Source organism: Pacificimonas flava (assembly GCF_000342165.1).
Taxonomy (GTDB): Bacteria; Pseudomonadota; Alphaproteobacteria; order Sphingomonadales; family Sphingomonadaceae; genus Pacificimonas; species Pacificimonas flava.
This window is the reverse complement of sequence record NZ_AMRV01000004.1, coordinates 214,473-236,199: the sequence shown is the minus strand read 5'-3', so window position 1 is coordinate 236,199 and position 21,727 is coordinate 214,473. Positions and strand designations below refer to the sequence as shown.

The 21,727-nt window shown below is 67.8% G+C and carries 21 protein-coding genes and 1 tRNA gene; 3 read left to right on the top strand and 19 right to left on the bottom strand.

The features are described 5' to 3' along the window. Positions 1 to 24 precede the first annotated feature (24 nt). The 5 genes from C725_RS08335 to C725_RS16405 all read right to left on the bottom strand — a co-directional run bounded on the left by C725_RS08335 (position 25) and on the right by C725_RS16405 (position 5,963). Positions 25 to 2,187: a sodium-translocating pyrophosphatase gene (locus tag C725_RS08335; protein ID WP_008601865.1), complete on the bottom strand. Its 2,163-nt coding sequence runs from the start codon at positions 2,185 to 2,187 to the stop codon at positions 25 to 27. Between the two features lie 158 nt (positions 2,188 to 2,345). Continuing rightward, a complete protein-coding gene (gene thiL, locus C725_RS08330; protein ID WP_008601863.1) occupies positions 2,346 to 3,293 on the bottom strand; it encodes a thiamine-phosphate kinase in 948 nt (315 codons plus the stop codon). A 15-nt stretch (positions 3,294 to 3,308) separates the two neighbouring features. Continuing rightward, on the bottom strand, positions 3,309 to 3,776 hold the full coding sequence (gene nusB, locus C725_RS08325; RefSeq protein ID WP_038282352.1) for a transcription antitermination factor NusB: 468 nt from the start codon (positions 3,774 to 3,776) through the stop codon (positions 3,309 to 3,311). A 61-nt stretch (positions 3,777 to 3,837) separates the two neighbouring features. Next, positions 3,838 to 5,364 carry a PepSY-associated TM helix domain-containing protein gene (locus C725_RS08320; protein ID WP_160165720.1) on the bottom strand — a complete coding sequence of 509 codons (1,527 nt, stop codon included), beginning with the start codon at positions 5,362 to 5,364 and terminating at the stop codon, positions 3,838 to 3,840. 17 nt (positions 5,365 to 5,381) lie between these two features. Further along, a complete protein-coding gene (locus tag C725_RS16405) occupies positions 5,382 to 5,963 on the bottom strand; it encodes a hypothetical protein (RefSeq protein WP_008601858.1) in 582 nt (193 codons plus the stop codon). Positions 5,964 to 6,310: 347 nt separating this feature from the next. On the opposite strand from C725_RS16405, the gene C725_RS08310 reads away from it, so the two are divergent. Beyond that, positions 6,311 to 8,401 carry a TonB-dependent siderophore receptor gene (locus C725_RS08310; protein WP_038282536.1) on the top strand — a complete coding sequence of 697 codons (2,091 nt, stop codon included), beginning with the start codon at positions 6,311 to 6,313 and terminating at the stop codon, positions 8,399 to 8,401. Positions 8,402 to 8,424: 23 nt separating this feature from the next. Here C725_RS08310 and C725_RS08305 read toward each other — a convergent pair. Further along, positions 8,425 to 8,500 (bottom strand) — tRNA-Lys (locus C725_RS08305). A 64-nt stretch (positions 8,501 to 8,564) separates the two neighbouring features. Further along, on the bottom strand, positions 8,565 to 9,194 hold the full coding sequence (gene folK, locus C725_RS08300; protein ID WP_008601856.1) for a 2-amino-4-hydroxy-6-hydroxymethyldihydropteridine diphosphokinase: 630 nt from the start codon (positions 9,192 to 9,194) through the stop codon (positions 8,565 to 8,567). A 50-nt stretch (positions 9,195 to 9,244) separates the two neighbouring features. Here folK and C725_RS08295 point away from each other — a divergent pair, with 50 nt between their 5' ends. Beyond that, on the top strand, positions 9,245 to 9,898 hold the full coding sequence (locus tag C725_RS08295) for a uracil-DNA glycosylase (RefSeq protein WP_008601855.1): 654 nt from the start codon (positions 9,245 to 9,247) through the stop codon (positions 9,896 to 9,898). Between the two features lie 12 nt (positions 9,899 to 9,910). On the opposite strand, the gene C725_RS08290 is transcribed toward C725_RS08295, so the two are convergent. Next, a complete protein-coding gene (locus tag C725_RS08290) occupies positions 9,911 to 10,876 on the bottom strand; it encodes an NADPH:quinone oxidoreductase family protein (RefSeq protein ID WP_008601854.1) in 966 nt (321 codons plus the stop codon). 120 nt (positions 10,877 to 10,996) lie between these two features. Between C725_RS08290 and C725_RS08285 the strand changes: the two genes are divergently transcribed. After that, a complete protein-coding gene (locus C725_RS08285; protein WP_038282349.1) occupies positions 10,997 to 11,401 on the top strand; it encodes a tetratricopeptide repeat protein in 405 nt (134 codons plus the stop codon). 81 nt (positions 11,402 to 11,482) lie between these two features. Here C725_RS08285 and gspN read toward each other — a convergent pair whose 3' ends face one another. The 11 genes from gspN to gspD are packed head-to-tail and all read right to left on the bottom strand — an operon-like array spanning position 11,483 to position 21,726. Beyond that, complete coding sequence (gene gspN, locus C725_RS08280; RefSeq protein ID WP_008601852.1) at positions 11,483 to 12,196, bottom strand: type II secretion system protein N; 714 nt, start codon at positions 12,194 to 12,196, stop codon at positions 11,483 to 11,485. Further along, a complete protein-coding gene (gspM, locus tag C725_RS08275) occupies positions 12,193 to 12,654 on the bottom strand; it encodes a type II secretion system protein GspM (protein ID WP_008601849.1) in 462 nt (153 codons plus the stop codon). The genes gspN and gspM overlap by 4 nt, the downstream gene beginning before the upstream one ends. After that, positions 12,651 to 13,763: a type II secretion system protein GspL gene (gspL, locus tag C725_RS08270; RefSeq protein ID WP_008601847.1), complete on the bottom strand. Its 1,113-nt coding sequence runs from the start codon at positions 13,761 to 13,763 to the stop codon at positions 12,651 to 12,653. The genes gspM and gspL overlap by 4 nt, the downstream gene beginning before the upstream one ends. Continuing rightward, a complete protein-coding gene (gene gspK / locus C725_RS08265; RefSeq protein ID WP_051051271.1) occupies positions 13,760 to 14,698 on the bottom strand; it encodes a type II secretion system minor pseudopilin GspK in 939 nt (312 codons plus the stop codon). The genes gspL and gspK overlap by 4 nt, the downstream gene beginning before the upstream one ends. 38 nt (positions 14,699 to 14,736) lie before the next feature. Next, positions 14,737 to 15,363 carry a type II secretion system minor pseudopilin GspJ gene (gspJ, locus tag C725_RS08260; protein WP_008601845.1) on the bottom strand — a complete coding sequence of 209 codons (627 nt, stop codon included), beginning with the start codon at positions 15,361 to 15,363 and terminating at the stop codon, positions 14,737 to 14,739. After that, positions 15,360 to 15,722, bottom strand: a complete 363-nt coding sequence (gspI, locus tag C725_RS08255) for a type II secretion system minor pseudopilin GspI (protein WP_008601844.1) — start codon at positions 15,720 to 15,722, stop codon at positions 15,360 to 15,362. The genes gspJ and gspI overlap by 4 nt, the downstream gene beginning before the upstream one ends. Further along, positions 15,712 to 16,200 (bottom strand): GspH/FimT family pseudopilin, encoded by a 489-nt coding sequence (locus tag C725_RS08250; protein ID WP_038282338.1) that lies wholly within the window; start codon positions 16,198 to 16,200, stop codon positions 15,712 to 15,714. Before C725_RS08250 ends, gspI begins: the two co-directional genes overlap by 11 nt. Then, on the bottom strand, positions 16,175 to 16,627 hold the full coding sequence (gene gspG, locus C725_RS08245; protein ID WP_008601839.1) for a type II secretion system major pseudopilin GspG: 453 nt from the start codon (positions 16,625 to 16,627) through the stop codon (positions 16,175 to 16,177). Before gspG ends, C725_RS08250 begins: the two co-directional genes overlap by 26 nt. A 15-nt stretch (positions 16,628 to 16,642) precedes the next feature. Further along, positions 16,643 to 17,881, bottom strand: coding sequence for a type II secretion system inner membrane protein GspF (gspF, locus tag C725_RS08240; protein ID WP_008601837.1), 1,239 nt, complete (start codon positions 17,879 to 17,881; stop codon positions 16,643 to 16,645). After that, positions 17,868 to 19,367: a type II secretion system ATPase GspE gene (gspE, locus tag C725_RS08235; protein WP_038282519.1), complete on the bottom strand. Its 1,500-nt coding sequence runs from the start codon at positions 19,365 to 19,367 to the stop codon at positions 17,868 to 17,870. The genes gspF and gspE overlap by 14 nt, the downstream gene beginning before the upstream one ends. A gap of 25 nt (positions 19,368 to 19,392) precedes the next feature. Continuing rightward, a complete protein-coding gene (gene gspD / locus C725_RS08230) occupies positions 19,393 to 21,726 on the bottom strand; it encodes a type II secretion system secretin GspD (protein ID WP_008601833.1) in 2,334 nt (777 codons plus the stop codon). Position 21,727: the final 1 nt, after the last annotated feature.

Here is a 21,727-nt window from a genome sequence, read left to right as displayed (position 1 = left end):
CCCTGTCAGCGTACCGCCGATCCCTCAGTGCGCCAGCGCGGCGAGCAGAAGGATAGCGACGATGTTGGTGATCTTGATCATCGGGTTCACGGCGGGACCGGCGGTATCCTTGTAGGGGTCGCCGACCGTATCGCCGGTCACGGCGGCCTTGTGCGCCTCCGACCCCTTGCCGCCATGGTTGCCATCCTCGATATATTTCTTCGCATTGTCCCATGCGCCGCCGCCCGACGTCATCGACAGGGCGACGAACAGGCCGGACACGATCACGCCCAGCAAAAGCGCGCCCAGCGCCGCGAATCCCTGCCGCTGCCCGGCGACCGCGGCGATGACGAAATAGACTGCGATGGGCGTCAGGACCGGCAGCAGCGATGGCAGGATCATCTCCTTGATCGCCGCCTTCGTGACCAGATCGACGGTGCGGGCATAGTCGGGCTTGGATGTGCCGGCCATGATGCCGGGATTGCTTCGGAACTGCTCGCGCACCTCTCGCACCACCTCGCCGCCCGCCCGGCCGACGGCCGTCATGCCCATCGCACCGAACAAATAGGGCAGCAGCGCGCCCAGCAGCAGTCCGACGACCACGAAGGGATTGGACAGCGCAAAATCCACCTCAACATTGGCGAAATAAGTGTCGAGGTCCGTGGTATAGGCACCGAACAGCACCAGCGCGGCAAGGCCCGCCGATCCGATGGCATAGCCCTTCGTCACCGCCTTCGTCGTATTGCCCACCGCATCGAGCGCGTCGGTGCGCGTCCGCACGCTGTCGTCCAGCCCGGCCATCTCCGCAATGCCGCCGGCATTGTCGGTGACGGGGCCATAGGCGTCGAGCGCCACCACCATGCCCGCCAGCGCCAGCATCGATGTGGCGGCAAACGCGATGCCGATCAGACCGGCGAGCGTGTAGGCCGCGATGATGCCGATGCAGATCACCAGCGTGGGCAGCGCAGTCGCCTCCAGGCTGATGGCAAGCCCCTGAATGACGTTCGTGCCGTGGCCGGTCACGGACGCAGCGGCGATGGACTTCACCGGCCGGTACTCGGTGGAGGTGTAATATTCCGTGATCCAGACGATCAGGCCGGTGATCACCAGCCCGACGATCATGCACCAGAACAGGTCCATGCCCGTGAACGGGCTCATCGACAGCACCGTCTGGTCCTGCGGCGCGACCGGATTGTCAACCGCCGGCGATGTCGCCGCCGCGGCGCCGATGGGCGCCGACATGTCGCCGCCCAGCGCCCATTGCGTGACGAGGTAAAGCGCCGGAATGGACAGCAGCGTCGTAACGATGAAGCCCTTGTAGAGCGCCCCCATGATGCTCTGCTTGCCGCCCAGCCGCACGAAGACCGTGCCGACGATGGAGGTCAGGATGCAGACGCCGCCGATGATCAGCGGCAGCGCCATCAGCCCATATAGGAAATTGCTCGTCAGGCCGCTGCCCAGCAGCAGCGCCGTCAGCACCATGGTCGCGCCCACCGTGACGATATAGGTTTCGAAGAGGTCGGCAGCCATTCCGGCGCAGTCGCCGACATTGTCGCCCACATTGTCGGCGATGACGGCGGGGTTTCGCGGATCGTCCTCCGGAATGCCCGCCTCCACCTTGCCGACGAGGTCGGCGCCGACATCGGCGGCCTTCGTGAAGATCCCGCCGCCGAGGCGCGCGAAGATGGAGATCAGCGAAGCCCCGAAGGCCAGCGCCACCAGCGCATCGATGACGGCGCGGTCGTTCGGCGCGTAGCCGACGATATTGACCAGCGCGTAGAAGAGGCCGGCGATGGCCAGCAGCGCAAGGCCCGCCACCAGCATGCCCGTCACTGCACCCGACTTGAACGCCAGGCTCAGCCCGCGCTGCAGCGATTCGCTGGCCCCCTGCGCCGTACGGACATTGGCGCGGACGGAGATGTTCATCCCGATGAAGCCGGTGACGCCGGACAGGACCGCGCCGATTACGAAGGCGGCTGCCGGAATGGCGCCCAGGAACAGAAACACCAGCACCGCCATGACGATCCCGACCACCGCGATGGTCGTATATTGCCGGCCCAGATAGGCCTTTGCCCCCTCCTGAATGGCGGCGGCAATTTCGACCATCCGGGCCGATCCGCTCGACGCGGACAGGACGGACCGCGATGTGACGATGCCGTAAAGGACGGCGGCCAGGCCGCATAGAATCGCGACGACGACGATATCCATAAACCGGTAACCCCCTACCGGCCCGAGGCGGGAACCCCGGGCACATGTTCCCAAGGACCAGGGGGCGTTCTGTCGACGCCTCCCTTGTCTGACCTGCAAATTGGTAAGGGCAAATCCGGCCCCGTCAAGTCGGCAAAAACCGGGGGAAGCCCCGCGCCTTAGTGCTCGTAGCCGAGCGGACCCGGATCGATCGCGCGGCCTTCCGTGCCCAGCACGCAAAGCCCGGCCCCCAAGCGCAGTCGTCCGATGCGCGTCAGCGGCAGGGCGTCCGTAGCCGCAGCCGCCCTAAGCGCCGCTTCAGCCTGTGCCGGCGCCGCCAGCAGGATCTCGTAATCGTCTCCCGCCCGCGCGGCGGCGAGCCGTCCCGTATCGCCGGCCGGCAGGCGCGCCGCCGCCGCCTGCGACAGCGGCACCGCCTTACAGTCGATCTCGGCCGCCAGTCCGCTCGCTGCCGCCATCCGCGCGGCGTCGATCAGCAGACCGTCGCTGACGTCCATCGCGGCATGCGCGCCGCTTTCCGCCAGCCGTTTGCCAAAGCCCAGGCGCGGCATGGGCAGGCGGTAGCGCCGCTCCAGATAGGCATCGCCGGGCGCCTCTCCGCGCCGCGCTGCAAGGCCCAGACCCGCATCGCCGATCGTGCCGGTCACGAAAAGGAGATCGCCGTCCCTGCCCCCTGCCCGCGCCAGCGCCGAACCCGGCAGCACATGGCCGACGGCCGTACAGCCCAGCGACGCCTGGCCGCCGCTGCGTACCGTATCGCCGCCCCACAGCGCCGTTCCATGATCCGACAGAACCCGGTGAAGGCCCCCGGCAAAGCGCCGCAGCCATGCCTCGTCCTCGTCGCCGAGGGAGAGGCCCAGCAGCACCCCTGCCGGCACCGCGCCCTTGGCCGCAAGATCGGACAGGTTCACCGCCACCAGTTTCCATGCGATGTCGGAGGGATCGTCGCCCGGCAGATAGTGCACGCCCGCCGCGACGATATCGTGCGTCAGCACCAGCTCGCGGCCCAGCGGCGGGCTCCAGACGGCGGCATCGTCGGCAAGACCCCGCGCCGCTCCGCCCGTCGCCACCTGGCGCAGAAGCTCGACGATCTCGCTCTCGCGCATGGCAGGACGCCCCCGCTAGGCGGCGCGCACCTTCTTCGCCACCGCATCGAGCAGGCCGTTTACGAACGCCGGCTCCGGCGGCTCGTAGAACGCCTTGGCAATGTCGACATATTCGTTGATGACTGCGCCGGTCGGCACGTCGAGGCGCTGGCTGAGTTCGTAGATGCCGCAGCGCAGGATCTGGCGCATCGGCCGGTCCAGGCGGTCGAGCGTCCAGCCGGACGCCAGCGAACCGGCGATGGTCTCGTCCAGCGTCTCTTCGCTCAGCGCCACCCCAGAGACGATATCGTCGAAAAGGTCGGCATCCGCGTCGGCGAATTCGCCGCCCTCGATCTCGCGGCCAAGCCGATGTTCGTGAAATTCGCGCAGCAGCAGGGGAACCGGCGCGCCGCTCATGTCGCGCTGATACAGCGCCTGCACGGCCGCCAGGCGGGCCGCCGGACGCGATGCGCGGGGGACTTTGCTTTTACGGGAGGAAGACATTCGCCGCCATGTAGGCCGCTCGCCTGCGCCGCGCCAGTCATATCGGCGCGAACCCCGCGCATCAGGCGGGCGACCCGGCCGGTTTCCCTGTGCTGACCAGCGCCTTGCCTGCCCCGGCGCGCCGCAGCGACAGCGCGCAAAGCAGTCCGCTGAGAATAATGAGACCATCAAGGATGAGGGCCGCCTGCGATGCGCCGGGATGCGCAAGCGCATGTCCCGATCCCACGAGCAGCAGCAGCAGGGCAAGCAGCCCTCGCAGGCCGCGCCCGATGATGGCCGGCCGCCAGATACCAATCCCGACGAGCAGAATTTGCGCGGCCCAGAACAGTGCCGTCAGCGGCAGTGTCGCTCCCCCGATCAGCCGCAGACCGGCGGCGGCGGCAATCAGGGCGGGAGCGCCCCAGACCAGCGCCGACCAGGCGCCCTGCATGCGTTCGGCCGGCAGGCCCTTCTGCCGCCGCTTCGCCAGCCAGATCGACACGCCGGAGCCCGAGATCACCGTCATCGCAAGCCCCAGCAGCACATAGACCAGCTTGATCGGCAGACCGCCGAAATTCCCGAAGTGCAGCCTGTAGACGCTTGAGGCCGCCTGCTGTCCGAGCGCTCCATCCGCCAGACCGGCGCGGCCCTCATAATTCCCCGCCGCGTCGTAATTATAATATTCGCCAAAGATCAGCCGGCGTTCGTGCGCGCCCATGACCTGCACATGTTGTCCAGCTGTTCCGGGGTCGTGCGCGATGACGAGGCCCGGCACGACGTCCGGCATGCGCGCGGCTGCATCCTCCAGCGCCGCGGCGACATCCGGCAACGGCGCCGGAGCGGGGTCGGGCGCCGCTTCGCCGCCGAATATGGGGGTATAGACCTGTGTCTGGTCGCCGCCGAACCAGGTGCCTGCGACCGTGAAGCTGGTGACGATGGACAGGCCGATGATCGCGCCCGTCAGGGACACGGCGGTCGCCAGCGGCAACGTCCAGACGCTCAGCCGGTTGTGAATGTCAGTCAAGGCAACGCGCGCCTGCCCCCGCACGCGCATGCGAAAGGCGTCGCGAAAGATGCGCGGATGCGCCAGCACCCCAGTCAGCGCCAACGCCACCATCATCGCGCCCAGAGCGCCCACCAGCGTCATGCCCCACACGGACGGCAGGTGCAGATAATAGTGCATGTCGATCAGGAACTGGGTCCATGGCGTCGCCTCCGGTCCCTGGAGCGACCCATCCTCTCCGATATAGGCGCCCCCATGGTCCGTGGTCACGATGCCGCGCGGCATATCCTCCGCCGGCGTGGCGAGATAAAGATGAGTCGTCGGCGACAGTCCCTCGGCGCGTTCCGCGGCCAGCATCTCGCCCATCGCCCGCTGCATCGCCGCTGGCGACAACGCCTCCATCTCGGCGATGTCCGGCTGCTCCCAACGCTGCCATTCATGGTGCACGACGACCAGCATGCCCGATAGGCAGACGAGGTACAGCATCGCGCCGGCCAGCAGCCCGATGGCGCCATGCGCGCCGAGCGAACGCGTCACCAACCCCCGCGCATCGCTGGATTCCCCGCGCCCGCCGCCGCTACGCTTGTCGCTCGTTTCGCCTGTCATGGACCGTCCCCAGAACATCAGATCGTCAGCATCAGGATCGCAGCGGCCGGTATCGACGCGGCGATCAGCCAGAACAGCCCGCCGCGCAGGCCGGACGCCATCAGCATGCCGCCCGCCAGCAGGCCCCAGACCGTCGGCATCAGCAGAAACGGCAGGGCGCCGCTGTCGGCCGAGTGCCACCCCCCGGCCCGCGCCAGCCCCTGTCCCGCCACCGCCCAGAGGAGCGCCGCGCCGGCCGCGCCGGGTACGGAAAGCAGGAACCAGGCAGAACGGCGACCCAGCGCGGTCGGCTCCGGCGTGAAATTGCCGCGCACGCGCGTCGCCCGCTCCGTTGCGCGCTCCGGCCCCCGCTCCTGCGCTCGCCGCCCTGGACTGCGTATCGCCGCCCAGCCAAGCAGGATGACGGTGGCGACCAGCGCCGCCGACAGGCCGACGGAGAGGCCCCATGCACCGTCACGGCGGGTCAGGACGAACAGGGCGGCAGCGCCGATAAGCCACGCGCCCGCGTTCAGAGGCCCGGATCGCTGCGGCAGCCCCCAACTGTACCGAAGCAGCCCGGCGGACAGCACGATCAGCAGCAATGGCAGCACAAGATCCATTACGGCCGCCGCCCGCCACAATGGAGGCGCTCCCTATTGTTTCGCGAATGACCGAGACCGAACATAAGGCTATCCCCGTTTCTTGAATGCGGTTGATACGCATTCTCAAGTCGCGCGTGCTGATAGACGCCGCGCCGCGCGATGGCAACAGAAACAGGCCGGGGTGCGGCAGCCATCTGGTCAGCCGCACCCCGGACCTCAAGATTCGCGAGTCGGCTCATTTCCCCTCCCACTTCATATTAACCTACCGCAGAATTCCGAAGGTCAATACGATCTTTGCTATTGCGAGTGAGTGGCATTTTTCCTACTCGGCCGGCGAATTGATAATTATTCGCAAAAGGGATGTCATGAAAACCAAGTTGCTTCTGGCCGCGGCCGCCGCTTCTCTCGCCGTGCCGGCGCTCGCAGAGGATCAGGGTCCTCCGCGCAGTGAGAGCGATGCGAAGGAGATCATCGTCACCGGGACCCGGCTGGACGAAACGGCTGGCCTGAAAACAGCAACGCCGCTGATCGAGACACCCCAGCCGATCACCATCATCACCGATGACACCTATTTGTCGCAGGGCGCCGTCTCGATCGCCGACACGCTTCGCTATGCGTCGGGCGCGGTCGCGAACGCCTTCGGACCCGACGGCCGGGTCGACAGCACGCGAATTCGCGGCATCTCGCCGTTGCAGTTCCGCGACGGCATGCGCGACATCTACAGCTTTTACGCCAGCATCCGTGCCGACCCGTATAATTTCTCCCGCGTGGAGATCGTCCGCGGCCCTGCCTCCGTCCTGTTCGGCAACGGTTCCATCGGCGGCCTCGTCAATCTCGTGTCGAAGGTTCCGACCTTCGAAACCGGCGGTGAAGTCGCGGTACGATACGGCTCCTTCGATCGAAAGGAGATCCTCGCGGACATCGATGTCGCCGCAGCCGACAATCTCGGCGCGCGTGTCGTCGGCCGCTTTCGCGATGCCGATACGCAGACGAATTTCATCCAGGACGACCGCGTCATGCTGGCGCCGTCCGTGCGCTGGGCACCCACTGCCGACACCGACGTCACGCTGATCGGCCTTTACCAGGAGGATGACGGCGGCTCCGTATCGCAGTTCCCGCCCCTCGTCGGCACGCTGCTTCCCAACCCGAACGGGCAGCTTCCGAACGACCTGTTCGTCGGAAAGCCGGGCTGGGACCGGTATGACGGCCGCCTGGCGCAGGGCACCGGCCTCGTCGAGCACCGCTTCAACGAGGATGTCACCCTCAGCGTGAAGGCGCGCTACATCGACAGCGACCTCACCTATTTCTCGCATTATCCCAACAGCTACGGGAATCCGCTCAATCCTTATCTCGACGACGAACAGCGCCAGATCGAACTGACCGCCTCGGGCAATTATGCGGAACTGAACGTCTTCTCGACGGACAACAACCTCCAGTGGAAGCTGGGAACGGGTAGCAATGTCGAGCACACGCTTCTCGCAGGCGTCGACTATAGCTGGAACGAGGTTCTGAAGACGGCGAGTTACGGCTCCACCGTAATCGATATCTACGACATCGATTACGACGCCATCCCCGACTATGATGGCGGTCTGCCGAACCCGGAAACGGCCAGCTTCACCGATGTCGCACAGGATCAGCTCGGCTTCTATTTTCAGGATCAGGTGCGTTTCTGGGACCGCGTGTCGGTCGTCCTCGGCGTCCGCCGGGACGAGGTGAACACGAAGGCGGCGGGAGCGGGCACCGTTGATCACGGCGCCACCTCCTTCCGCGCCGGCATCATTGGCGAGATCGTGCCCGGCGTCTCGCCCTTCTTCAGCTACACGGAATCCTTCGAGATCATTTCCGGCACCACGGCGGACGGCAGCCCCTTCATTCCGAAGCGCGGACGCCAGTACGAAGCCGGGGTGAAATTCCATCCCGATGCGGCCACCATCATCACCGCGACGGCCTACGACATTGAGGAATCGAACCGGCCCGTGTCCGATCCGAACAATCCGCTGGAGCAGATCCAGATCGGCACCGCCTCCTCCCGCGGCATCGAGGTCGAGGCGACGCGGCGCCTGCCGGACAATTACGACATCATCGCCAATTACAGCTATAATGAGGCGGAAGACGACGCCACCGGGCGCCAGCTCGACAATGTTCCGAAGACAGTCGCGTCCCTGTGGGGCACGAAGACCTTTTTCGTTGGAAACGGCGCCAGCCTGCGCTTCGGCGCCGGCGTCCGCCATGTGGGCGAGAACTTCTCCTACGGCGCAGCCTTCCCGGACGGACTCCGCACACCGTCCAACACGCTCGTCGACGCGCTGGCGGAGCTTCGCTGGGAACAATGGCGCCTGTCGGTCAACGCCACCAATCTCTTTGGTGAGGACTATTATGCCGCCTGCCTGGCGCGCGGAGACTGCTTCGTCGGAGAGGACCGCAACATCTTCGCCACCCTCTCCTACGATTTTTAGGGGAGAGAAGGCACGAACGGAGGTGGTGAGCCCTGCTGGGTTCGAACCAGCGACCTACTGATTAAAAGTCAGTTGCTCTACCGACTGAGCTAAGGGCCCACGACGATGTGCCGCGCGGGGCGGGCCAGAGCCTTCTGGGCCGGGCCGCCTCGGTGGCGTGCTACTAGGCAGGGGCGGCGCCCGGGTCAACGGCGGGCTTTGACCCCGGCGTGCGGATCTTCAGCCGCGCCGCCATCTGCCGCACCGTCAGGCCAAAGACCGGATGCTGCCAGTCCGGCGCCACCTCCAGCGCCGGCGCCAGCACGAAGGGCCGCCGGTGCATCTGCGGATGCGGCAGAACGAGGCCGCGCGGGACAAACGCGCCGCCCCCGTCGGCCGCCGCCCTCGCCGCAGCGCGCCAGATGAACGGATCCGGTCGGACCTCCACTCCATAGGCAAGAAGGTCGAGGTCGAGCACGCGCGGGCCCCAGCGCCGCTGCCGCCGGCGTCCGAACTCGGTCTCGACCCGGTGCAGCGCGTCGAGAAGCGCATGCGGCGGCAGGCGCGTCTCCACGACCGCCACCATATTGGCATAGTTGCGGCCACCCGGTCCCAGCGGCTTTGTGCCGTGAATGCGGGAGCGGGCCACGATGCCGACGCCCCGGTCCGCAAGCGCCGCCAGCGCCGCGTCGAGAATGGCGGGGGGTGAACCGTGACGGCTGTGCGCCCTGTTGGATCCCAGCGCGATCAGGATGGTCATGGCGCGGGTCTTAGCAGGCGCGGCGCCGTCCGCCATGCCCATTGCCGGACGCATGCAGCGGACCGCTCTTGCCGCCCACCTCGTCAGTCTCTACCTCCCCCACCATGCCGACCCTTGCCGATCTGCCGCAGCCGCCGCGCGACTGCCCCCTTTGCCCGCGCCTCGTCGCCTTTCGGGAGGAGCAGCAGGAAAAGCATCCCGACTGGTACAATGCGCCGGTGAAGGGCTGGGGCGATCCGAACGCGTGGCTATGCCTCGTCGGCCTCGCGCCCGGCCTTCGCGGCGCCAATGCCACGGGCCGTCCGTTCACGGGCGACTTCGCGGGCGATCTCCTGTTTGCGACGCTCGATGCGTTCGGCCTGTCGCAGGGGCGCTACGACGCCCGCCCGGACGATGGTTACCGTCTGAAGGGGGCCTTTATCTCCAACGCGGTGCGCTGCGTGCCGCCGCAGAACAAGCCCACGCCGGCAGAGATCAAGACCTGCCGCCCCTTCCTGATAGGACAGCTCGAAACGTTGACGAATGTTCGAGTGCTGATCGCCCTTGGGCAGATCGCCCATCAGTCGACGCTGAAAACCTATGGCCTGACCCAATCGCATTTCAAGTTCGGCCACGGCGCCCGCCACGAACTGCCCGACGGACGCATCCTGATCGATAGCTATCATTGCAGCCGCTACAACACGAACACGGGCCGCCTGACGCCGGAGATGTTCGCGGACGTGTTTCGCGCGGCGGAGGCGGAACGGAGCCGGACCTGAATTCCGATCCCGTCAGGGCAGCAGGATCACTCGCCCCACCACCTGACGGTCCTCGACCATGGCAAAGGCGCGGCGCCACTCGCTGAGCGGGAACGCTGCATAGGCATGCGGCCGCGCAGCGCCCTCTGCCGCGATAGTCGCCAGCGCGGCACGATCCTCCCGCGCATGGTCCGGGAAGCGGCGACCATATTCGCCGGCCCGCACACCGATGATCTGCAGACCCTTGATCAGCGGATAGTTCATCGGCACCGAAGGGATAGTGCCGCCGGCAAAGCCGACGATCAGCACACGCCCATGATAGGCGGTGCAGCGCAGGCTCTCCTCGAATACCGCGCCGCCGACCGGATCGTAAACGACGTCAGCGCCGCCGCCCGTCAGCGCCTTCACCGCCTCGCGAAAGCCGCCTCTGACGTTCAGCACGGCGGTGGGCGCGTGCAGCCGCTCGATCGCGGCCAGCTTCTCTTCGGAGGCGGAGGCGGCAATGACCTTCGCGCCCATGCGCATGCCGAGGTCGACCGCGGCCAGACCCACCCCGCCCGATGCGCCGTGAACCAGGAGCCATTCCCCGCGCCGCAGATGGGCGTGTCGCACCAGCGCGACATAGGCGGTCAGATAGGCCTGGCCAAAGCCGGCCGCGGTCTCGAACGACCAACGGTCCGGCTTCGGCATCAAATCCCGCTCCGGAACCGCGATATACTCCGCAAAGGCGCCGCCGCGATGCATGCCGATGATCGGCGCGCCCGCCGAAAAGCGCTCTCCACCCGTCACGACCTCGCCCGCGAAGTCGGACCCGAGCCCGTATGGCAGGGACGGTTTGAACTGATAGCCGCCGCGCGACATCAGCAGGTCGACGAAGGTGACGGCGGCCGCGCAGACCTTCACGATCACCTCGCCGGCGGCCGGCTCCGGCTGTGGCCGGTCGTCCAGTACGACGCCCCCATAATCCGGCCGCGTATCGATCAGGGTCAGCGCGCGCATCGTCATGTCTTTAGAATGGGCGCACCGCCACGCGCACCTCCCAAAATGGAACTGTTACAGTTTTGTTGCATTGACTCGTCACATATGTCATAAAACTGTCAAACGACGGGAGACGGAACAATGAAAACGATACTGACCTTGGGGCTTCCGGTGCTGCTGATCGCCGCTCCTGTGGCCGCGCAGCAGATGACAGCCACGCCCGCCGCGGCGCAGCCGACGACGAAGTCCGAAATCGGTTACCAAGCCGGCAGCCTTGGCTTCAAGGAGATGATGCGCGGCGACTGGAAGCAGGCCGAGGCGGCGCTGACCGCCAGCGCGGACGTGCTCGGCAACGATTCCGCCCGGTTGCTGCAACTTGCGGAGATCTACCGCCAAACCGGCCGGGAACTGGCCGCGCAGGGACTGTACGAACAGGTTCTGGATGGGGACGATAAGACCCTCGTCCTTGGCGATGGCCGTGTGGTGACGGCGCACAATATCGCGTCGACGCGCCTGTCGACAGTACAGCAGGCCAGCCTCGACTAGGCACCGTTTCGGCTTGTATGAATACTGACGCCGGCGCCTAACCGCGCCGGCGTTTTCATCTCTGGCAGAGTCCGCGCGGCGCTAGAAGTTCAGCCGGTAATTGCCACCCTCGTTGCGAAAGCCGCTGACGACCAGCGCATCGCCAAGCGACGCATCGAGACCCGACAGGGACAATGAACCGCTGGCTGTGCCCGCCGCGCTCAGGCGAATGTCGAGCGCCGCCTGCGCCCCTGCGCCGCTTCCGGATAGCGGCAGGACCAGAACATCTCCTTCGCATCGCGGCGTCCCCGTCAGGGCGACCGCAGGCAGGCCGTATTGTCCCGCCGCAAGCGACAGTACGTCCGTCGACGCCTGACCGCTCGCCGCCGTGCAGCGCCCGTCCTCGAACCGGGCCTCGAAGCCGTTCAGCGTCAGCGTGCCGGCAAACGGAACGCCCATCGCGGCAACCGGCAGCGCCGCGTTCACGTCGTCCAGCGCGAATCCGCTACGAAAGCCGATCAGGCGACCGGTCAACGCCGCCGTGTCCGTGCCTGACAGGACCAGCTGCGCCTCTCCGATCAGCAGGCGCCACAGCGTCAGGCGCGTATGCGGCGAACCGAGCGCCACGTCCCCGAAGCGTGCATCCGCCATCTCTCCGTTCAGCACCGCTCCGCTTACGGACCGGGCGGACAGGCCGCGCCCACCGAAGCCGAGCAGTTCCAGCGCGACATGAAGCGGAAAACTCGCCAGCAGCATCAGCAGCGTCAGCAGGGCGAACAGGACCACGCGGCCCATGGGAACGCGTATGCTCGTCATGCTCCGCCGCCCCTCAGTTGCAGCCGCGCCGACAATGTGGCGTCGTCATTGGCGGTAATGTCGGCCCCCGCGACGATCATGCCGCCCTCCCCCTCGATGCGGCCGAGAAGATTGAACAGAACATCCGCACGCACGGCCTCCAGCCGTACCGACAAGCCGCCGTCCGCCGGCTCCACCCGGGGCTGCAGCCCGGCCTCCGCGAACACTGCCGCCACATCCTCAGCGGCGATGGCGCCGGCGCCCGAACCGCCGAGGCGGGTAAGCAGCGCATCCGCCTCCGCCCGGTCCTCCAGCGCAGTCGCATGCGCTGCGCGCGCCGCGGATCGAAAGTCCGTCAGCGGCATGACCAGCGCGAACCACAGCAGCATCAGCAGGAGGAGGGCGCCAAGCCCCGTCACCAGAACCCGCTCACGCGCGCTCAACCCCACGAACCAGTTCCGGTAGCGATGGAGGGTCATGGCGCGATCTCCACGGTTTCCCGGCGTTTGCCGCCCTCCATCGGCTCCGGCGTGCCGCCGATCAGGCGCAGGCCGGCCGCCTCGACACCCGGCCGCAGCGCCTCGCTGCTCGCAGCCACGGGCAGGGAAAGCGTCGCGAGCAGCCGGCCGCTGCGCCACTCCATAGCCTCTATGGTCGTTCCCGGCGCAGCGCGTACGGCCGAAAACAGGACCTGCGACGCTCGCTGGATGCCGCCGCCCGTCCCGCGCTCCGCAGCGGCGAGCCGCAGCGCGGGAAGCGGATCGGCACCGGCTGCCAGTTCGGCACCCGCCGCGGTGGCATCCGCGCGCAGCTTCGCCCGCACGGCGTCGGCGGCCCCCTGATGGCGCAGTCCGTCGACGCCCACGGCCAGCAAGGCCAATATGGCTGCGGCGGCCAGGGACAGGGTCAGCCGGCGTCTGCGGCCCGGATCGCTGACCCTTCGCACCGGCGCGTAGGCGCCCTGCAGCAGATTGACGAGCGGCAGTTCGCTTCCAGCCAGCCTTGCCGCCTCTCCGCGGCGCGGGGGAAGGACCTCAACGGGTGAATCCGCGATGATCGTCTCTACCAGATCGGGCGGCGCGGAAAACGCCTCGAACGCACCGCGCACGTCGACGTCGGGCCCGGCGCCGGCCGTGACGTAACCCACCTCCGGATGCGGCAGCAGCAGCGGTGCGGGCACCAGCACGTCGGCCGCGACGCCATGCGCCGACAGCGCCGCCTGCCAGCGATCCATATCGAACCGCGCCGCCGCGACGACGCAGCGCCGCCCGTCCATTTCCGCAACGTCGGCCACCGCGATATGCAGGGTCTCGGTCGGCGCGGCCAGTTGCGCCTCGAGCTGGAACAACGCCTCGGCGCGCATCTGCGCTGGCGTCGTGCCGGCCAACGTCAGCCAGTGGACGGCGCAGGCTGCGCCGGGAACGGCGACGACGATATAGTCGCCCGGTTCCCCGCCGAACCCATCGCTCTCGCCCTCGCCCTCGCCCGGCAGCGTGCCGCGCGCCTCGACAAGGCCCTCCGCGCCCAGGCGGATCCACGTCGCCGCGCCTGCATGCGCAGGCAGTTCGACGAGCACGCGCCCCGTCATGCCGCACCCCAACGGCGTTCGAGGATCTGCGGCCCGCGCTCGTCCATGCGGATCAGCACCGTCTCGCGAACCGTGAAGCCGCCCTCGTCGACCACGATGTCGGCGGTGAAGAGGTCGCTGTCGACGCCGAGCGCCTGACCGATATTGGCTTCGCCCGAAATCGGCGGAGACGGCGCATTCAGGAAATCGGCGACGTTCTCCCAGCCGGCCGCCGGCCGCTGCGCAATGGCCTGCCGCGCCCGCGCCGGGCTCAGCCGGCCCGCCGCAAGCATCGCCACCAACGGCGCATCCGCCTCCGTCATGGTATTGATGTTCATCTCCTGCATCTCGGACGTGGGTAGCGCGCACAAATAAGGACGCAAGAGTTCGTAGTCGCTCGCGCGCCAGTTGAGGACCGCCATGAGCTCGCCCACCCCGGCGAGCGGGCGGTTCGGCGGCGTGTAGCCGGCATAGCTGTTATCCTCGCCGCCGCCTGCCTGCGGATAGGGGTCGCCGTCGATGAAATCCACCAGGCTCATCGTCATGCCTTCCGCGCGACGCTGGCCGATGCCGACCGATTCCGCCAGCGCCGTGAATTGCCGGGCGGCCAACGGATCGATCATGCCCGGCCGCCCGGCGGCTGCGGGTGCGAGCGCGTTGACATTGAAACAGTGGGATGCGTCCGACAGCGTCACCGTGATGCTGCCGCCGGCCGTCGGAACGGTGAACGGCGTGTCCGCCCAGCCGCCCGCCAGCGTCAGCCTGCCGTCCGCCTGATCCAGCAGCGCCTCCAGCCGGCTCGCGGCGATCAGGGCCGCGCCGCGCGCATATTGATGCGCCTGCATGCTCGCCCGGCTGTTGGCGGTGACCGCGACGCTGCGGCTCATCACCTCCAGCGTCGCGGCGGTCAGCGCGCCCATGACGCCGACCAGCATCAGCACGGTCAGTAGCGCCATGCCCTCTTCGTCGCGCACCGGCTTTCGCGTCCCGCGCCTCACGCGCCCGCCCCGGTCAGGAACAGCTGCTCGACCGCGCCGTAGCGCGGGTGCGTCAGCGTCAGGCGCACGGCGTCGGGCAGGACGGCCGGAACGGTCTCCACCGGGGTATCGCTCCAGCCGCTGCGATAATGGAACTGCACCCGCGCGCCGCTTGCCCCGGGCAGGAGCAACGCGCCCGCGCCCAAGGCCTCTCCGTCCAGATGCGCCGCCGCCCGCCGTTCCAGCCCGCCTTCGGTCTGGAACCAGCCGACATATTGCAGCGCCGGCCTTTCCTCACCGTCGGGATTGTCCGGGCCGTACCGCACGAAGGCAAGCAGCGCCCCATCCGCCCGGTCTCCGGAGGTCAGCGCCCCCCGTTCCTCTCCGCCGGCCGCGCGGCTTGGACGCAGCGCCATCTGCCCCAGATCCGCCTGCAGGGCCGCGCGCGTCCGTTGCAGGGCCTGCAATTCGTCCGACACCGCCTCGACGCCCCGCGCCGCCTCCGCGCTGTTGCCCAGAACGAAAGCGCCCGCCGTCACCAGCATGGCGAAGATGAACAGCGCCACCAGCGTCTCGACCAGGGTAAAGCCGTCCTCGAGGTCTGCCCCCGCCAATCGCTCCGGACCGCCCCCCGAACGGATCATGGTGCCGACCGCCGCATGCCCTCGACCGCTCCTGCCCGCGCGCCGGCGGCGTTGAAACTTTCGATGCGGATCAGCATGACGCCGTCCGCCGCCGTGCGCTCGACGGTTCGCGCGATCGTCCAGGTCTCGCCGGCGTTGTCGACGGACAGGGTCTCGCTGCCATAGGCCGGAACGCGCGCTGCCGTCTGCGCCTCGATCAGCGCGTTTTCCGCGACGATGTCGCCAAGCGCCGCGCGCTCCAGTTCGATGGCCGTGCGCGCGTGCGCCGTACCCAAACGCAGCAGCGCCAGCACGGCCAGGCTCAGCACCGCCATCGCCACCAGCACCTCGACCAGGGTAAAGCCGCCCTCATTCCGCAACGCGCACATCCCCCGATCCATCGACCTGCACCGAGGCGGGCCGGCCGCCCGCACCCGTCAGTCGGATCCGTACCGGGTCCGACAGGCCGACCGCATCGAAACGCACGCGCAGCGGCAGCGCCGATGCGGCGCTGGCCGTGACGTCCTCGAACCGGCGCGGCTTCAGGCTGCGGGCATCGACCCCGGCCCATTCGCCGTCCGCCCCCCGCGCCTCGAACCGGTAACCATCCGCATCGATGACGGCGGCCGTCTCCGACTGGGTGAACAGGGCATGGTCGCGCGCCGCCAGCAGCCGCGCGCCCAGCCGCTCCGCCTCCTGCCGCGCCGCGGCCCCGCCGTCCGGCAGCGCCAGCGCCGCCACTGCCGCCGTCAGGCCGACGATGGTCAGCACGACCATGATCTCCACCAGCGTAAAGCCGGCCTCCGTCTCCGGCGGGCGGAAAGCGGGCGATCTATTCCCAATTGCCGATATCGGCATTCTCGTCCTCGCCGCCCTCGGCCCCGTCGGCACCATAGGAGAAGATGTCATATTGGCCGCCGCGCGTGCCGGGCTGGGCGTATTGATAGGCGTTGCCCCACGGATCGTCCGGCAGGCGCCGCAGCGCGCCGGAACTTTCCAGCGCCGCCAGCCCCTCCTGCGTCGAGGGGAAGCGCCGGTTGTTGATGCGGTACAGTTGCAGGGCCTGATCGATGACCTCGATATCCGCCTGCGCCTTCTGCCGCTCCGCCGCCCCCTGCGCCGGCAGGACGTTGATGACGACGAAGGTGGTCAGCAGGCCGATGATCGCCACGACGACCATGATCTCGACCAGAGTGAACCCCTCCTCGCCGTCCACCGGCGCGGGCGCGCGCAGGCGCTCCATCAGCGTTCGGGCATAATTGCGTGCGCGGGGAAACATGGACATGGGACGAACCTAACCTCAACTGATCGCAAGAGTATTAAGCTGCATGATCGGCAGCAGGATGGACAGGACAATGATGGCGACCAGACCGCCCATCAGGACGATGATCGCCGGCTCCAGCAGGCTCAGCGCGCCGGAGGTGAAGGCGTCGAACTCGCGCTCCATATAGTCCGCCGCGCGCGCCAGCATGGTTTCCAGCTGGCCCGACTGTTCGCCCGATGCGGTCATGTGGACCAGAAGCGGCGGAAACGCGTCCGACCGCCGCATGGCGCCCGACAGGCTGCCGCCCTCGTTGACGCTTTCGACGATGGCCAGCGTCGCCGCGCGCAGCCGCCGGTTGCCGACCGTGCGCGCGGTGATGCTCAGCCCGTCGAGCAGCGGCATGCCATTGGCGATGACGGTCGACAGCGTGCGCGCCAGCCGCGCGGCATTCAGATCGCGGATCAGCCGGCCGAAAAAGGGCAGGCGCAGCAGCCAGCTGTCGAATTTCAGGCGAAAACCCTCGTTCGCCAGCATCCGCGCGAACACCAGTGCCGCCGCCGCCAGCGCCGCCAGAACCACCAGGCCCCAGCTCGTCATGAAATCCGACACGCCGATGACGATGCGCGTCAGCAGCGGCAGCGCCTGACCCATGGTGTCGAACTGGTCGACCACTTTCGGCACGACGAAGGTCATTAGGCCGGTGATGATCAGCAGCGCGACCAAGGCCAGCATGATCGGGTAGACGAGCGCCGTGACGATCTTGCCGCGCACCTCCGCCTGCCGCTCCATCAGGTCGGCGAGCCGGTTCAGGATCTGCGTCATGGCGCCCGACCCCTCGCCCGCGGACACCATGGCGCGGTAGAGCGGCGGAAAGCTTTTCGGCTCTCGCCCCAGCGCGGCGCCCAGGCGCTGCCCCTCCACCACGGCCGCATGAACATTCGCGACGATGGCCGCGATGTGCGGCCTTTCCGCCTGCGCGCCGATCGCCCGCAGCGATTCCTCCAGCGGGGAGACCGAAACCAGCGTCGCAAGCTGGCGCGTGAACAGCGTCAGCTCCTTCACCTTCAGCTTTTTCGCGAACAGCGCGCCGCCGGCCTTCGCCGTGGGCAGGGCCTTGGCGGCGGACGGCGCATTGCCGCTGCCGGCACTGATGCGAACGGGCAGCAGTGCGCGCGCGCGAAGCTGGTCGCGCAGCGCCTCCTCGCTCGCCGCGCTCAGCGCGCCGCGCTTTTCCCGCCCCGCGGAATCGATCGCCAGATAATCATAGCTCGGCATCTTGCGACGCGTCTTTCCTCAGGATCCGGACGGCCTCTTCTACCGTGGTTCGACCCTCCAGCACCAGCCGCCGCGCCGACGATGCCATGTTGGGCGCGTTCGAGAAAGCATGGCGCGCAATGACGTTCTCGTCCGCGCCCGACAGCATCAGTTCGCGCAGGTCCTTGTCGATGCGGATCATCTCGAAGACGCCGATACGGCCGCGGAAGCCGGTATTGGCGCATTCGCGGCAGCCCGCCGGCTGATAGATGGTGACGCCTGTGTCGAGGCCGAGGGGCGCGGCCTCCACCGCTGTTGCGGGATGCGGCACGGCGCAGTGGGTGCACAGACGCCGCACCAGCCGCTGCGCCATCACCAGCCGCAGGGAGGAGGCGAGGAGGAACGGCTCGACACCGATATCCTTCAGCCGGGTAATGGCGCCGACCGCGTCGTTCGTATGCACTGTCGACAGAACCAGATGGCCGGTCAGCGACGCTTGCACGGCGATCTCCGCCGTCTCGTGATCGCGGATTTCGCCGACCATCACCACATCGGGATCCTGCCGCAAGATGGCGCGCAGGCCGGCGGCGAAGCTCATGCCCACCTTGGTGTTCACCTGGGTCTGGCCGACGCCCTCCACCGCATATTCGACCGGGTCCTCGACCGTCAGGATGTTGCGCTCGCCGTCGTTCAGCATGCGCAGGCCGGCATAAAGGCTGGTGGTCTTGCCCGATCCCGTCGGCCCGGTGACCAGCACGATGCCGTTCGGTTCCGACAGGGCGGACTGGAAATGTTTCAGGAGGTTTGCCGGCATGCCCAGGTCGGTCGGCTCCAGTTCCGCCTGCTCCTTGTCCAGGATACGCATGACGACGCGTTCGCCCGCGCGCGCCGGCAGGGTGGAGACGCGCACGTCGAGCTGGCGCCCGCCCAGCGCCAGACCGATGCGGCCGTCCTGCGGCACGCGCCGCTCCGCGATATCGAGGCGCGCCATGACCTTGATGCGGCTGGTGACGACCGGCGAGACCTTGGGCGGCAGGCGCAGCACCTCCTTCAGAACGCCGTCGACGCGCAGGCGCACGACCAGCGCGCTCTCGAACGGCTCCACATGGATGTCGCTGGCGCCGTCGCGAATGGCCTCTGCCAATATGCCGTTGATCAGCTTGATAACCGGCGCGTCGTCGCTGGTCTCCAGCAGGTCGGCTGCCGCCGGCAGATCGTCCGCCAGCGCGCCGAGATCGCCCATTTCCGCCAGTTCGCCCGCAGCGCGGTCCGAATCGAGACCGCCGGAACCGTAACGCTCTCCCAGCAGCGTCTCGAACTGCTTGGCCGCTACGAAGCGCATGGCGATCGGTCGGCCGATGGCCCGGCGCACCTCGATCAGGGCGCGGGGGTCGGCGTCCTCGCGCAGACCGACACTGACCTCCTCGCCCTCCCCATCCAGAACGATGACCCCGTGCCGCTTGGCAAAGGCATAGGGAAGGCTTGCCGATGGTTTGCTGTCGCTCATGGGGATGGCCGCCGCGCTCAAGGGATTATTCCGTGCCGCTAGCGTCCGAATAAGTCTTTGCTGTTACATTTGGGTTGCCAAGATCGATAATCAGCGCATTCGGGTATCCGTCGCGGGCCAGACGCTGGCGCAGCACCTCCGCGTCCGGGCGTGTCGCCGTCGGTCCGATGCGAACGACGAAGACGCCGTCCCGCTCGACAATGGCGGAGGGACCGAGTTCCTCCAGATCCTGCTGCAGTTCGACCGCGTCGCCGCGATCCTGAAAGCCTGCGACATCGACGCCGTAACCCGCAGCGCTCTGGCCCGCCGGCGCGCTGCCCGGCGGCAGCGTGTCGAGATAGGTGCGCAGCACGCGATCAAGGGCCGGCTCGCTGTCCGGATTGCGCGCCAGCTGCGTGTTGCGCGCGAAATTATAGCGATGCGCGGCGATCGCCTGCGCCTCCTCGCGGTTGCGGATGATGCGCGGCCGGATGAACACCATCAGGTTGGTCTGAACCTTTTCCCGGCTGCGGCTGGTGAACAGTTCGCCGATCAGCGGAATGTCGCCCAGCAGCGGGATCTTCTCGATCGTGCGGCGCTCATTCTCGTCCAAAAGGCCGCCCAGCGCCACGATGTCGCCGTCATTGACGGTGATGACGGTCTCGATCTCGCGCGTGTTCAGGATCAGGTCGGACGACCCGCTCGAAACCGGTCCGGCGACGGAGGATACCTCCTGCGCCAGGAACAGCTTCACCGCGCCGCCGGCATTGATCTGCGGGCGCACCTGCAGTTCGATGCCGACCTTCTGCCGCTCTACCGTGCGAAACGCATTGTCGAAATTGTCGGACAGTGCCTCGCCCGTCGTGATAGGCACCTCCTGGCCGACTAGATAGCGCGCCTCCTTGTTGTCCAGCGTCATCAGCGACTGCACGCTCAGGACGTTGCTGGCCGTATCCGACTTCACCGCGTTGATGATCGCGCCAAACACCGTGTCGCCGCTGACGCCGCCGACGCCGAACAGGCCGCCGGTCACGCCCAGCAGCGACCGTGCGGCGGCCTGCTGCAATTCCTCCGTTACGCCGACGCTGCCGGTCTGTGAAATGACCTCGCCGTCGACCGTGATCGTCTGGTTCTCCAGCTCGGTCGCGCCGATCGCGCCGGCGATGGCAAGCGGATTCAGCACCTGATTGGAATAGTTTGTGGTCGCGAACGGCACCGTCCCGTCCAGGCCTGCCAGCAGGAACTGCACACCAAGCGCGCGCGCCGCCTGGTCCGACACCTCCGCGACGATAGCCTCCACCAGCACCTGGTCGCGGGGCTGGTCCAGTTGCAGGATCACCTCGCCCAGCGATTTCTGCAGGTCGGGCGGCGCGGAAATCACCAGCGCGTTGGCGCCGCCATAGCGCGCGATGACCGCGCGGGCGCGCTCGCCGCTTGCGGGCTGCACGACCTGCGGCTGATTGCCAGCAGTCTGCGTCCGCGCGGCGCCGCCCTCGCCTTCGCCCGCCTGCGGCGCCTGCTCGTCCTCGGTCGAGGCATCCACCGTCGCCACGGTCGTCGTCTGGCCGGCGATCTGCTGCAATACCGGCAGCAACGACTCGGCATCGGCATGTTTCAGATAATGCACGCGTACATCCGCGCCCAGCGCCGCGCGCGCATCGAGTTCGCGGACGATGGAGGCCATGCGCTGAACCTTGTCCGGCGCGCCGCGCAGAATGACCGAGTTGGAGCTGTCGACGGGAACGACGCCCACGCCGGTCTCCCCCGCCGCCTGCGCCAGCTGACCGATCGCCGCCGCGATCTCGCGCGCCCCCGAATTGTCGAGCGGCACCAGCTGCATCGTCGAATTATCGCGGTCGATTTCGCGCAGGATGCCGAGGATGCGGGACAGATTGTCCTCATAATCCGCGATGACCAGCGCATCGCCGGTGCCCGACGCCGTGATCTGCCCCTGCGCGCTGACGAGGCCCGCGACGGATTCCAGCGCCTGTGCGGGCGCGATCTGGTTCAGGCGCACCACGCGCGTGACGAAGCGCCCGCCGCCGCCCATCGACGGCTGCCGCGCCGCCTCGGCGGAGGAGGAGATGCGCAGCGTTCCGTTCGACAGCGGGATGGCGATCAGGTCGTTCGCCCTGAGCGTCTCTAGAAACACCTCGAAATATTCGGATCGGCTCAGCGGCTTTTCGGTGATGACCGACACCGTGCCCTCGACATCGGGGTCGACGACCATGTTGCGACCGGTCACGCGCGCCGCATCCTCGATGAAGGCGCGGATGTCGGCATCGCGCACGTTCAGATATTGCTGCGCCTGCGCCGGGCCGCCGGATATCGGGGCGGAAATGGCAAGCGCGGCCGCGACGGCCAGAAGACGAAACCTCATC

Coding starts and splice junctions, on each gene's coding strand:
- C725_RS08335 (WP_008601865.1), bottom strand. CDS start 2,187: ATGGATATCGTCGTCGTCGCGATTCTATGCGGCCTGGCCGCCGTCCTT.
- thiL (WP_008601863.1), bottom strand. CDS start 3,293: ATGCGCGAGAGCGAGATCGTCGAGCTTCTGCGCCAGGTGGCGACGGGC.
- nusB (WP_038282352.1), bottom strand. CDS start 3,776: ATGTCTTCCTCCCGTAAAAGCAAAGTCCCCCGCGCATCGCGTCCGGCG.
- C725_RS08320 (WP_160165720.1), bottom strand. CDS start 5,364: ATGACAGGCGAAACGAGCGACAAGCGTAGCGGCGGCGGGCGCGGGGAA.
- C725_RS16405 (WP_008601858.1), bottom strand. CDS start 5,963: ATGGATCTTGTGCTGCCATTGCTGCTGATCGTGCTGTCCGCCGGGCTG.
- C725_RS08310 (WP_038282536.1), top strand. CDS start 6,311: ATGAAAACCAAGTTGCTTCTGGCCGCGGCCGCCGCTTCTCTCGCCGTG.
- folK (WP_008601856.1), bottom strand. CDS start 9,194: ATGCGTCCGGCAATGGGCATGGCGGACGGCGCCGCGCCTGCTAAGACC.
- C725_RS08295 (WP_008601855.1), top strand. CDS start 9,245: ATGCCGACCCTTGCCGATCTGCCGCAGCCGCCGCGCGACTGCCCCCTT.
- C725_RS08290 (WP_008601854.1), bottom strand. CDS start 10,876: ATGCGCGCGCTGACCCTGATCGATACGCGGCCGGATTATGGGGGCGTC.
- C725_RS08285 (WP_038282349.1), top strand. CDS start 10,997: ATGAAAACGATACTGACCTTGGGGCTTCCGGTGCTGCTGATCGCCGCT.
- gspN (WP_008601852.1), bottom strand. CDS start 12,196: ATGACGAGCATACGCGTTCCCATGGGCCGCGTGGTCCTGTTCGCCCTG.
- gspM (WP_008601849.1), bottom strand. CDS start 12,654: ATGACCCTCCATCGCTACCGGAACTGGTTCGTGGGGTTGAGCGCGCGT.
- gspL (WP_008601847.1), bottom strand. CDS start 13,763: ATGACGGGGCGCGTGCTCGTCGAACTGCCTGCGCATGCAGGCGCGGCG.
- gspK (WP_051051271.1), bottom strand. CDS start 14,698: ATGGCGCTACTGACCGTGCTGATGCTGGTCGGCGTCATGGGCGCGCTG.
- gspJ (WP_008601845.1), bottom strand. CDS start 15,363: ATGATCCGTTCGGGGGGCGGTCCGGAGCGATTGGCGGGGGCAGACCTC.
- C725_RS08250 (WP_038282338.1), bottom strand. CDS start 16,200: ATGCCGATATCGGCAATTGGGAATAGATCGCCCGCTTTCCGCCCGCCG.
- gspG (WP_008601839.1), bottom strand. CDS start 16,627: ATGTCCATGTTTCCCCGCGCACGCAATTATGCCCGAACGCTGATGGAG.
- gspF (WP_008601837.1), bottom strand. CDS start 17,881: ATGCCGAGCTATGATTATCTGGCGATCGATTCCGCGGGGCGGGAAAAG.
- gspE (WP_038282519.1), bottom strand. CDS start 19,367: ATGAGCGACAGCAAACCATCGGCAAGCCTTCCCTATGCCTTTGCCAAG.
- gspD (WP_008601833.1), bottom strand. CDS start 21,726: ATGAGGTTTCGTCTTCTGGCCGTCGCGGCCGCGCTTGCCATTTCCGCC.